A 12269-nucleotide genomic window follows, 5' to 3' on the forward strand; every position below is an offset into this window, starting at 1 on the left:
TTTTTCTCAAAGCCCCTTTCGTCACCTGCTATAGCGTAGCGGGAGGGGCCCACTTTACCAGGAACAAGACTATGAACGTTATTGCTATCATGAACCACATGGGCGTCTACTTTAAAGAAGAGCCTATTCGTGAACTGCATCGTGCACTGGAAGGTTTAAATTTCCGTATCGTCTATCCAAACGACCGAGAAGACCTGCTGAAGCTGATTGAAAATAACTCCCGCCTTTGCGGCGTCATTTTCGACTGGGATAAATATAACCTCGAGCTTTGCGAAGAGATTAGCAAGCTGAACGAGTATATGCCGCTGTACGCCTTCGCCAACAGCTACTCTACGCTGGACGTCAGCCTCAACGATCTGAGAATGCAGGTTCGCTTCTTTGAATATGCTTTAGGCGCCGCAGCCGATATCGCGGCGAAAATTCGCCAGAATACCGATGAATACATCGACAATATTCTGCCGCCGCTGACAAAAGCACTGTTCAAATATGTGCGCGAAGGGAAATATACTTTCTGTACGCCTGGCCACATGGGCGGGACCGCTTTCCAGAAAAGCCCCGTCGGCAGCATCTTTTATGATTTCTTCGGCCCGAACACGATGAAATCCGATATTTCGATTTCCGTTTCTGAACTGGGTTCGCTGCTGGACCACTCCGGCCCGCATAAAGAAGCGGAAGAGTATATCGCCCGCGTCTTTAACGCCGAACGTAGCTACATGGTGACGAACGGCACCTCTACGGCGAACAAAATCGTCGGTATGTACTCCGCGCCGGCAGGCAGCACGGTACTGATTGACCGTAACTGCCATAAATCGCTGACCCATCTGATGATGATGAGCGACATTACGCCGATTTATTTCCGCCCAACCCGTAACGCCTACGGTATTCTTGGCGGTATTCCGCAAAGCGAGTTCCAGCACGCCACTATCGCTAAACGGGTAAAAGAGACGCCTAACGCAACCTGGCCGGTCCATGCTGTTATTACTAACTCAACCTATGACGGTCTGTTGTATAACACTGACTACATCAAGAAAACTCTGGATGTGAAGTCCATTCATTTTGACTCCGCCTGGGTGCCTTACACCAATTTCTCCCCTATTTATCAGGGTAAATGCGGTATGAGCGGCGACCGTGTAGAAGGCAAAATCATTTATGAAACCCAGTCCACGCATAAACTGCTGGCGGCGTTTTCACAGGCATCCATGATTCATGTTAAAGGCGACATTAACGAAGAAACCTTTAACGAAGCCTACATGATGCATACCACCACTTCTCCGCACTACGGTATCGTAGCGTCTACTGAAACCGCAGCGGCGATGATGAAAGGTAATGCGGGTAAACGCCTGATTAACGGCTCTATTGAACGTGCGATTAAATTCCGTAAAGAAATTAAACGCCTGAAAAGCGAATCCGACGGCTGGTTCTTTGACGTATGGCAGCCGGAACATATCGATGGAGCTGAGTGCTGGCCGCTGCGTTCAGATAGCGCATGGCATGGCTTCAAAAATATCGATAACGAACACATGTACCTCGACCCGATCAAAGTCACTATCCTGACGCCGGGGATGAAGAAAGACGGTACGATGGATGAATTCGGTATTCCGGCAAGTCTGGTCGCCAAATATCTCGATGAACGCGGCATCATCGTAGAAAAAACCGGCCCATACAACCTGCTGTTCCTGTTCAGCATTGGTATCGACAAAACCAAAGCTCTGAGCCTGCTGCGCGCGCTCACTGAATTTAAACGCGCCTTTGACCTGAACCTGCGCGTCAAAAACATTCTGCCGGCACTGTACCGCGAAGCGCCTGAGTTTTATGAAAATATGCGCATCCAGGAACTGGCGCAGAATATTCATAAACTGGTCGAACATCATAATCTGCCGGACTTAATGTACCGTGCGTTTGAAGTGCTGCCGAAAATGGTGATGACGCCGTATACTGCGTTCCAGAAAGAGCTGCATGGCGAAACGGAAGAGGTGTATCTTGAAGAGATGGTTGGTCGCGTCAACGCCAACATGATCCTTCCTTACCCTCCGGGAGTGCCGCTGGTGATGCCTGGTGAAATGATCACCGAGGAAAGCCGTCCGGTACTGGAATTCCTGCAAATGCTGTGCGAAATCGGCGCCCACTATCCGGGCTTCGAAACCGATATCCACGGCGCCTATCGTCAGGCAGACGGACGTTACACCGTTAAAGTGCTGAAAGAAAATACGAAATAAGTACCAAAGGGAAGTGGCTTGCCACTTCCCTTTTTTCACGCAGCAAGGAGACTTTATGAAAACACCCTCACAACCGCGCGCGATTTTTTACATCGTGGCGATTCAAATTTGGGAATACTTCAGCTTTTACGGCATGCGTGCCTTACTCATCCTTTATCTTACCCACCAGCTTGGTTTTAATGACAGCCACGCGATCAACCTCTTCAGCGCCTACGCCTCTTTAGTTTACGTTACCCCTATTCTTGGCGGCTGGCTTGCCGACCGCCTGCTTGGCAACCGCGTGGCGGTTATCACCGGCGCCTTATTGATGACGCTGGGTCATGTGGTATTGGGCTTAGAATCTGATTCAACGCTGAGTTTATATGCGGCGCTGGCCATTATTATCTGCGGCTACGGCTTGTTTAAATCCAATATTAGCTGTCTGCTGGGAGAACTTTACGCCCCTGATGACAACCGCCGCGACGGGGGCTTCTCGCTGCTCTACGCCGCCGGGAATATTGGATCGATAGCCGCGCCGATCGCCTGTGGTCTGGCGGCGCAGTGGTATGGCTGGCATGTCGGCTTTGCGCTGGCGGGCGTGGGAATGTTCATCGGCCTGCTCATCTTTTTAAGCGGTCATCGCCACTTTCAGCAGACGCGTGGTGTTAATCGCCCCGCGCTGCGGGCGGTTAAATTCGCCCTTCCAACCTGGGGTTGGCTGGTATTAATGCTGTGTATCGCGCCGGTATTCTTCACCCTCCTGCTGGAAAATAACTGGTCTGGCTATGTGCTGGCCATTGTCTGCGTCTTCGCGGCGCAACTTATCGCCCGTATTATGGTTAAATTTCCCGAACACCGTCGCGCCTTGTGGCAAATCGTTCTGTTAATGATCACCGGCACTCTCTTTTGGGTTCTGGCGCAGCAGGGCGGAAGTTCGATCAGCTTATTCATCGACCGTTTTGTCAACCGCCACTGGCTGCACATGACCGTCCCCACCGCATTGTTCCAGTCGGTCAATGCGATTGCGGTGATGGCGGCGGGCGTGGTGCTGGCGTGGCTGAGCAGCCCGAAAGAGAGCGCCCGCTCGGTGCTGCGCGTCTGGCTTAAATTTGCCGTGGGGCTGGTATTGATGGGCGGCGGTTTTATGCTGCTGGCGCTAAACGCGCATCAGGCCCGGTTAGACGGGCAGGCATCAATGGGAATGATGATCGCAGGGCTGGCGCTGATGGGCTTTGCGGAGCTGTTTATTGATCCGGTCGCGATGGCGCAAATTACCCGCCTCAACCTGCCTGGCGTCACGGGCGTACTAACCGGTATTTATATGCTGGCGACCGGCGCGGTCGCTAACTGGCTGGCTGGCGTCGTCGCGCAACAAACCACGGAATCGCAAATTAGTGATACGGCGGTAGCCGCCTACGGACACTTTTTCTCGCAAATGGGCGAGTGGACGCTAAGTTGCGTGGCGCTGATCGTCGCCATTGTCGGCCTGAGATGGGTTTGTACCCGGACTACATCGGCGCTACCGCAGGGCGATTAAACGGTGGTTCGCTGCCCACAAGGAGGAGACGGGCAGCGAATCGGCACATCAGATAGCCGCGTCGTCTTCTTCGCCAGTACGGATACGAATAACGCGGGCGACATCAAAGACAAAGATCTTACCGTCGCCGATTTTCCCCGTCTGCGCGGTACGAATGATGGTATCAACACAGGTATCCACGATGTCGTCAGGCACAACGATTTCAATTTTTACCTTCGGCAGAAAATCCACCATATATTCCGCGCCGCGATACAGCTCGGTGTGGCCTTTTTGACGGCCAAAGCCTTTGACTTCAGTGACCGTCATGCCGGTAATACCTACCTCGGCCAGCGCTTCACGGACATCGTCCAGCTTGAAGGGTTTAATAATCGCATCAATCTTTTTCATGCTATTCCTTGAAAAGGTCGCCTGTGTTTTGATCGGTTAAACGTAACATATTTCGCGCTACTTTACGGCATGAAAACTACTCTTTGAAATCATTCGCATCCAGTTCGTGACGGGAGAGTAGCTTATAGAATTCCGTGCGGTTGCGCCCCGCCATCCTTGCCGCGTGCGTCACGTTACCTTTGGTAATTTGCAGTAACTTGCGCAGATAGTTCAGTTCAAATTGGTTTCGCGCTTCGGCAAAAGTTGGCAGCGCGGTGTTTTCGCCTTCCAGCGCCTGCTCGACCAACGCATCGCTGATCACCGGCGAAGAGGTTAACGCCACGCATTGTTCAATGACGTTGACCAGTTGGCGCACGTTGCCCGGCCAGCTTGCCGTCATCAGCCGTTTCATTGCATCAGTAGAAAAGGCGCGAACAAACGGTTTATGCCGCTGTGCCGACTGTCTGAGCAGATGATTAGCCAACAGCGGAATATCCTCGGTACGCTCCGCCAGCGCCGGAATTTTCAGGCTCACGACATTCAGCCGGTAGTACAAATCTTCACGAAATTCGCCCCGCGCCATCGCCTTCGGCAGATCGCGGTGCGTCGCGGAAATAATTCGCACGTCGATATCAATATCGCGATTGCTGCCCAGCGGCCTGACTTTGCGCTCCTGTAACACCCGCAGCAGCTTCACCTGTAACGGCGCGGGCATATCGCCAATTTCATCCAGAAACAGCGTGCCGCCTTCCGCCGCCTGGAACAACCCTTCACGATTGCTCACTGCGCCGGTAAAGGCGCCGCGCGCATGGCCGAATAATTCGGACTCCAGCAACTGTTCCGGCAACGCGCCGCAGTTGATGGCGACAAACGGCTTGTTACTGCGCGGGCTGGCATTATGAATCGCCTGTGCGAAAATCTCTTTTCCGGTGCCGCTTTGTCCGTTAATCAATACGCTGACATCCGACTGCGCGACCATGCGCGCCTGTTCAAGCAGTCGCAGCATCAGCGGGCTACGGGTAACGATAGCGTTGCGCCAGCTATCGTCCGTCGCGGGAGCGGACTGTTCCAGCGCTTCATCTATCGCTTTATATAACGCGTCTCTGTCGATCGGCTTCGTCAAAAAGCTGAATACGCCTTTCTGGGTAGCGGCCACCGCATCCGGAATAGAACCATGCGCCGTCAGAATGATAACCGGCATTCCCGGCTGTACTTTCTGAATTTCTGTGAACAGTTGCATACCATCCATTTCGTCCATGCGCAGGTCGCTTATTACCAGATCCACTTTTTCCCGATGCAGTACCCGTAGTCCTTCCTGGCCGCTCTCTGCGGTCACGACGCTGTATCCTTCACTGGTCAGGCGCATACCGAGCAATTTCAGTAATCCGGGATCGTCATCGACCAGCAACAGGTGCGCCGGTTTACGGCTTATCATGGCGTTACCTCATCTTGTGACGGCGACGGCGCCGCGCCATCTTCAGACGTCGCGGGTTTGTCATTGGTATGCGGCGTATCGGCGTTGTAATTACCTGCCGGTTTTCGTGTCGAAAGCTGGCGCTCAATATCGGTTAAACTCTCCAGCTTACGGGTGGTAAGATCGAGCTGCGTTTGCAAGGCCTGTTGCTGCTGGCGCAGCGCATCCAGCTCACTATCTGACGTTTGCTGGAGTTTGCTATAACGCTGACGTTCGGCAGAAAGCGCTAATTGCAGCGCCTGACCGTCATGCCAGATTTGGTAGACGGGCCGTACCTGAGCCGGTATTTGCGCGCTTAACGCCTCCAGACGGGTCACGATGGCGCGCCGCTCCGGCGGCGTAATTTTTGCATCCGCCAGTAAGATCCCGCGCCTGAAGGCATTCTGCCAGTTATCATCCGTCAACGCGCGCGCCTCTGCGCGCGACTGAACCGGCATCAGACGATCGGCGCAGTCAATCGTGCGTAGCCAGTACAGCGGATTCGTCTCCACCGCCTGCCCGCGTAGCGACCAGATATCCGCGCACGCCGTCGGGAGATAATCCGCCAGTTGATAATGGGGGAGCGTGTCCTGCGCTGCGCTACCGGGCAGTTGCTGTGAAGCATGGGGAACACATGCGGTCAGCGCCAGACACGATATGCCCACCGGTATTCCCCACCGCAAAAGGCATCGTTTAATAGTTTGGACGAAAACGTGTGACATACGCACCAGGCTTAAATTCATATTAGTGTTTGTCAGATGCAGGCAATGGCAGCGAGATGCGAAAACAAACTTCCTGCGCGTTGTCATCCACCAGTTGGATCTCTCCCTGCATTCGGCGAATACAATCTCTGGCGATACTCAGCCCTAACCCACTGCCTTTTACCGCCCCTTTTCGCTGGTGGCTTCCCTGGAAAAAAGGCTCAAAAATCATTTCTCTTTCGGTTTGCGGAATCGGTTCGCCGCTATTAACCACATCGATATAAACCGTGGAGCCCTGAGAGCGACTACGGATACAAATGTTACCGGATTCAGCGCCATAGTGCACCGCGTTGGAATAGAGATTATCCAGCACGCTCATCAGCAACATGGGCTCTGCTATGCAGCGTTCGGCCTTCAGGTCGACATCGGTATGCATCATTTTAGCGCGGGCAGGCAAACTGTGGGCGGAAACCACCATATCTACAAGCGGCGCGATATCGACCGATTCCAGCTCTGTGGCACTGTCTACCAGTTTCCGGTTGTAATCAAGCAATTGCTCAATCAATTTTTGTAAATTACGACTGCTGTCATCCAGAATATCGACCACCTCTTTTTGCTCCGGCGTCAGCGGCCCAACCACCTGATCGGCCAGCAGCTCTGTCCCCTCGCGCATACTGGCCAGCGGAGTTTTCAGCTCATGGGACAAGTGACGTAGAAACTGATGGCGCTGGGATTCCAGCCACGCCAGACGCTCACTCAGCCAGATAATGCGCTGCCCCACCGATCGTAATTCACGCGGACCGGTAAAGGTGACGGTATTCCCCAAAGAACGGCCTTCGCCCAGGCGATTAATCATCCGTTCAATTCCTTTCACCGGCCCGATAATCATGCGGGTAAAAAGTAGCACCATCGCCAGACTCACCAGAAATAGCACCAGCGCCTGCCAGCCGAAAAATTGTCCGCGCTCGGCGATTTCTTGTTGTAACTGCTGCCCGCGCGAGTAAACCACAGTACGCGTCGCCTGCACCATTTCCGTATTAGCGTTGGCAAAGGCCTCCAGACGCGCGGCCGCTGCCGCTTCCGGGCCGCTATCTTTACACTGCAATTGCGCCAGCGCGTTTAAATCCTGGCGTAACGCCTGATACAACTTATCATCCGGCAAGACGCCGGCATGGGCGTCCAGCATATCGCTATAGCGCTTACGCTGGCTTTGATACACTTTTGCCAGCGTCGGATCGTCAAGCACACAATACTGTCGGTAGCTTCGCTCCATCTCCAGCGCGACGTTGGTCATCGCCTCGCTGCGCCGGGCGTCAATAAGCGTGCTGCGGTTAGTCACCGCAGCCTGATCGCTTAACGCGTTAAGGCTTTGCCACGCCTGCCAGGCCAGAACCAGCAACGGCAGCAGGATTAGCAAAAAGGCCAGCATGACCAATTGTCGTAAAGAACGGGGGAAAACAGACCAGCGCTTCAACGTGTCGCTCACATAAAAGAAGAATAAAAAAGATGCTAACCGAGGGAAGCGCCAGATACAACAAAGCCGGGCTAAACCCGGCTTTGTTATGGAATAAGGCGGTGCCTAACTCGACGTTTCGCCCGGAGGTTGATAAAGCTACGCTATTATCAGAAGTTGGACGGCAGGCACCTTGTTGTGCGTCATTCGAAGTTTATGTAGCGCATCCCTAAGGGGCTGACATAAGAAGGTGAATGAGCCACTGGTTACCATTATGCAGTAATTGTGCCAACATTCAAAAGACTTTGTTAACATAATGATAGATATGAAAAATATCGTTATTCATGCTCAAAATGGCTCTGCCTGTTTTTTACCCTTTCTGTCTCCAATCAGCAACACCTACAACACCTAAAAATAAAATCATTTAAAATCAAATTGTTAAATGTCTCTTTTTGGCGACAACCTACCCCCCGCTCATGTCGGGATTTCCCGACACTTTAATCTTGCGGCATAAGCGCTAGTTTATTGCCGGATGGCGGCGTAAACGCCTTATCCGGCCTACCGCTTGACGTTCAAGACGGTAGCTACAACCGCGCTTCCCCGTGGGCCTGATAAGCGCCGTCTACAAAAAGCCCCTCGTGAAGAGGGGCTTAATGGCTATCGGGCTAATTAACCAAGCTGCTTACGCGCATTACGGAAGATACGCATCCACGGGCTATCCTCGCCCCAGTTTTCCGGGTGCCAGGAGTTGGCGACGGTGCGGAATACGCGTTCCGGATGCGGCATCATAATCGTCACCCGACCGTTTTCGGTCGTCACCGCCGTGATGCCGTTCGGCGAACCGTTCGGGTTAGCCGGATAGGTTTCGGTCACGTGGCCGAAATTGTCTACATAGCGCAGGGCGACCAGGCCTTTGCTCTCAAGCGCGGCAAGATGCGCATCGTCACGCACCTCAACGCGCCCTTCCCCATGGGAAACCGCAATCGGCATCTGTGAGCCTACCATTCCTTGCAGCAGCAGCGATGGGCTTTGCGTCACTTCCACCAGGCTGAAGCGGGCTTCGAAGCGGTCAGAATGGTTACGTACAAAACGCGGCCACAGTTCGCTGCCCGGGATCAGCTCGCGCAGATTCGACATCATCTGACAACCGTTGCACACCCCAAGCGCCAGCGTCTGCGGACGATGGAAGAAGGTTTCGAATTCGTCGCGCACCCGATGGTTAAACAGAATGGATTTCGCCCAGCCTTCGCCCGCCCCCAGCACGTCGCCGTAGGAAAAGCCGCCGCAAGCCACCAGCGCATGGAAGTTGCCCAGACCGATACGACCGCCCAGCAGGTCGCTCATATGGACGTCAATCGCGTCAAAGCCCGCACGATGGAACGCCGCCGCCATCTCCACGTGAGAGTTCACCCCCTGCTCGCGCAGGACAGCGACTTTCGGTCGTGCGCCTGTCGCAATGTACGGCGCGGCGATATCTTCATTAATATCAAACGACAGCTTCACGTTGAGGCCCGGATCGGCATCATTCGCTTTCGCCTCGTGTTCCTGGTCGGCACATTGCGGATTGTCGCGCAGACGCTGCATCTGCCAGGTGGTTTCCGCCCACCAGACACGCAGCGTAGTACGGCTTTCGCTGAATACCGTCCGATCATTAGCGGTAATTACAAAGCGATCGCCAGCCAGGGCCTGACCAAGGTAGTGGACGCAGTCAGCAAGACCGTACTGCGCCAACAGCGTTTCGACCGCGTCTCTGTCTTCAGCGCGTACCTGAATCACGCCGCCCAGCTCCTCGTTGAACAGTGCGGCCAGATGGTCATCGCCCAGCGCAGCGATATCGACCTGCACGCCGCAGTGGCCGGCAAAGGCCATCTCGGCCAGCGTCACCAGCAGACCGCCGTCGGAACGGTCATGCCAGGCAAGTAATTTACGCGCAGCGACCAGCGCCTGCATGGCGTCATAGAAGCCTTTCAGTTGCGCGACGTCACGCACGTCCGCGGGTTTGTCGCCAAGCTGACGATAGACCTGCGCCAACGCCGTTGCGCCCAGCGCGTTGTGGCCCTTGCCAAGATCGATCAGCAACAAGGCGTTATCTTCCGTTGACAGCTGCGGCGTAAGGGTGTGACGCACGTCTTCCACGCGGGCAAACGCGGAAATCACCAGCGACAGCGGCGAGGTCATTTCGCGCTGTTCGTTGCCTTCCTGCCAGCGGGTTTTCATCGACATCGAATCTTTGCCCACCGGAATCGTCAGGCCAAGCTGCGGACAGAGTTCCTCTCCCACCGCTTTAACCGCGTCATACAAACCGGCATCTTCGCCAGGATGACCGGCTGCCGCCATCCAGTTAGCGGAAAGTTTGATGCGCTTGATATCGCCAATCTGCGTCGCGGCAATGTTAGTCAACGCTTCACCGACGGCCAGACGGGCGGAGGCGGCAAAGTCCAGCAGCGCCACCGGCGCACGCTCGCCAACCGACATCGCTTCGCCGTAGTAGCTGTCGAGGCTGGCGGTAGTGACCGCGCAGTCAGCCACCGGGACCTGCCACGGGCCAACCATCTGGTCACGCGCCACCATACCGGTGACGGTACGGTCGCCAATAGTGACAAGGAAGGTTTTTTCCGCCACGGTCGGCAGATGCAGAACACGCTTTACCGCATCGGTAATCGTGATATCCGCGCGGTTCAGCGCATCGCCTTTCGCCTTCAATGTTTGCACATCGCGGGTCATTTTCGGCGTTTTGCCCAGCAGGACATCCAGCGGTAGGTCGATCGGCTGATTGTCGAAATGGTTATCATGCAACGAGAGATGCTGTTCTTCGGTAGCGTCGCCAATGACCGCATACGGCGCGCGTTCGCGCTTACACAGTTCGTCGAACAGCGGCAACTGGTCAGCCGCGACCGCCAGCACATAGCGCTCCTGGGATTCGTTACACCAGATTTCAAGCGGGCTCATGCCCGGCTCGTCGCTAAGAATGTCGCGCAGTTCGAACTTCCCGCCGCGCCCGCCGTCGCTCACCAGCTCCGGCATCGCATTGGAGAGACCGCCCGCGCCCACATCATGGATAAACAGGATTGGGTTGGCGTCGCCCAACTGCCAGCAGCGGTCGATCACCTCCTGGCAGCGGCGTTCCATTTCCGGGTTGTCGCGCTGTACGGAAGCAAAGTCGAGGTCAGCGTCAGATTGGCCGGAAGCCATTGACGATGCCGCGCCGCCGCCGAGGCCGATATTCATCGCCGGGCCGCCAAGGACGATCAGCTTCGCGCCGACGACGATCTCGCCTTTCTGCACGTGATCGGCGCGGATATTACCGATCCCGCCCGCCAGCATGATCGGCTTATGGTAGCCGCGCAGCTCTTCGCCGTTGTGGCTGTTCACTTTCTCTTCATAAGTACGGAAGTAACCGGTCAGCGCCGGGCGACCAAATTCGTTGTTAAACGCCGCGCCGCCCAGCGGACCTTCGGTCATGATATCCAGCGCGGTGACAATACGTTCCGGCTTGCCAAAATCCTCTTCCCACGGCTGTTCAAAGCCCGGAATACGCAGGTTGGAAACGGAGAAGCCCACCAGCCCGGCTTTTGGTTTCGCGCCACGCCCGGTGGCGCCTTCATCACGAATTTCGCCGCCGGAACCGGTCGCCGCCCCCGGCCACGGAGAGATGGCGGTTGGGTGGTTATGCGTTTCGACCTTCATCAAAATGTGCGCGGGCTCCTGATGAAAATCGTAACGGCCGGTATTGTGGTCGGCGAAGTAGCGCCCCACCGCAGATCCTTCCATCACCGCGGCATTGTCTTTATAGGCAGAGAGCACATAGTCCGGCGTGGTTTCGAAGGTGTTTTTAATCATTTTAAACAGCGACTTCGGCTGCGGTTTACCGTCGATAATCCAGTCGGCGTTAAAAATCTTGTGGCGGCAGTGCTCGGAGTTCGCCTGGGCGAACATGTACAATTCGATATCGTTCGGGTTGCGCCCCAGTTTGGTAAACGCCTCCTGCAAATAGTCGATTTCATCTTCCGCCAGCGCCAGACCGAGACGCAGGTTGGCGTCAATTAACGCCTGACGGCCTTCTCCCAGCAGATCGACACTGGAAACCGGCGCAGGCTGATGGTGGATAAACAGTTTTTCCGCATCGGTTAAAGAAGAGAACACCGTCTCCATCATACGGTCGTGCAGCTCTGCGGCCACTTGTCGCCACTGTTCCGCCGTCAACGTCGAAGCCTCGATATAGTACGCTACGCCGCGCTCCAGCCGATCAACCTGTTGCAGGCCGCAGTTGTGGGCGATATCCGTTGCTTTTGAAGACCAGGGGGAGATGGTACCAGGACGCGGTGTGACCAACAGGAGTTTACCCGCCGGCGTATGGCTGCTAAGCGCCGGGCCGTATTGCAGCAGACGGGTAAGCTGCGCCTGCTCGCTATCATTTAACGGGGCGTTCAGGTCAGCAAAATGGACATACTCAGCGTATATATTGTGGACCTGGAGGTTGGCAGCCTGAAAGCGCGCCAGCAGTTTATTGATACGGAATGCAGACAGTGCAGGCGAACCACGCAGAATTTCCATCATAAGTCTC

Annotated in this window: 7 protein-coding genes; 2 read left to right on the forward strand and 5 right to left on the reverse strand. The window is 55.1% G+C overall.

Annotated features, from left to right (window positions below; translation table 11 throughout):
* Positions 1-71: 71 nt before the first annotated feature.
* Both cadA and dtpD read left to right on the forward strand, forming a co-directional pair.
* On the forward strand, positions 72-2216 hold the full coding sequence (gene cadA, locus NA624_RS18905; protein ID WP_001100652.1) for a lysine decarboxylase CadA: 2145 nt from the start codon (positions 72-74) through the stop codon (positions 2214-2216).
* A 55-nt stretch (positions 2217-2271) separates the two neighbouring features.
* Positions 2272-3732 (forward strand): dipeptide permease DtpD, encoded by a 1461-nt coding sequence (dtpD, locus tag NA624_RS18910; protein ID WP_000856788.1) that lies wholly within the window; start codon positions 2272-2274, stop codon positions 3730-3732.
* Positions 3733-3780: 48 nt separating this feature from the next.
* Here the strand turns inward: dtpD and glnB are convergent, their stop codons facing one another.
* From glnB to purL, 5 genes are all read right to left on the reverse strand, one after another.
* Positions 3781-4119 carry a nitrogen regulatory protein P-II gene (gene glnB / locus NA624_RS18915; protein WP_000717694.1) on the reverse strand — a complete coding sequence of 113 codons (339 nt, stop codon included), beginning with the start codon at positions 4117-4119 and terminating at the stop codon, positions 3781-3783.
* 76 nt (positions 4120-4195) lie between these two features.
* Positions 4196-5530, reverse strand: coding sequence for a two-component system response regulator GlrR (glrR, locus tag NA624_RS18920; protein WP_024131115.1), 1335 nt, complete (start codon positions 5528-5530; stop codon positions 4196-4198).
* Entirely contained in the window at positions 5530-6294 is a 765-nt protein-coding gene (gene qseG, locus NA624_RS18925; RefSeq protein ID WP_001054239.1) for a two-component system QseEF-associated lipoprotein QseG, read from the reverse strand. Before qseG ends, glrR begins: the two co-directional genes overlap by 1 nt.
* A 1-nt stretch (position 6295) precedes the next feature.
* Positions 6296-7726 (reverse strand): two component system sensor histidine kinase QseE/GlrK, encoded by a 1431-nt coding sequence (gene qseE, locus NA624_RS18930; protein ID WP_138947451.1) that lies wholly within the window; start codon positions 7724-7726, stop codon positions 6296-6298.
* A gap of 648 nt (positions 7727-8374) precedes the next feature.
* On the reverse strand, positions 8375-12262 hold the full coding sequence (gene purL / locus NA624_RS18935) for a phosphoribosylformylglycinamidine synthase (protein WP_000970054.1): 3888 nt from the start codon (positions 12260-12262) through the stop codon (positions 8375-8377).
* Between the last annotated feature and the right edge of the window lie 7 nt (positions 12263-12269).

Source organism: Salmonella sp. NW38 (assembly GCF_051807745.1).
Taxonomy (GTDB): domain Bacteria; phylum Pseudomonadota; class Gammaproteobacteria; order Enterobacterales; family Enterobacteriaceae; genus Salmonella; species Salmonella enterica.

Coding starts and splice junctions, on each gene's coding strand:
- glnB (WP_000717694.1), bottom strand. CDS start 4,119: ATGAAAAAGATTGATGCGATTATTAAACCCTTCAAGCTGGACGATGTC.
- purL (WP_000970054.1), bottom strand. CDS start 12,262: ATGATGGAAATTCTGCGTGGTTCGCCTGCACTGTCTGCATTCCGTATC.
- cadA (WP_001100652.1), top strand. CDS start 72: ATGAACGTTATTGCTATCATGAACCACATGGGCGTCTACTTTAAAGAA.
- qseG (WP_001054239.1), bottom strand. CDS start 6,294: ATGAATTTAAGCCTGGTGCGTATGTCACACGTTTTCGTCCAAACTATT.
- dtpD (WP_000856788.1), top strand. CDS start 2,272: ATGAAAACACCCTCACAACCGCGCGCGATTTTTTACATCGTGGCGATT.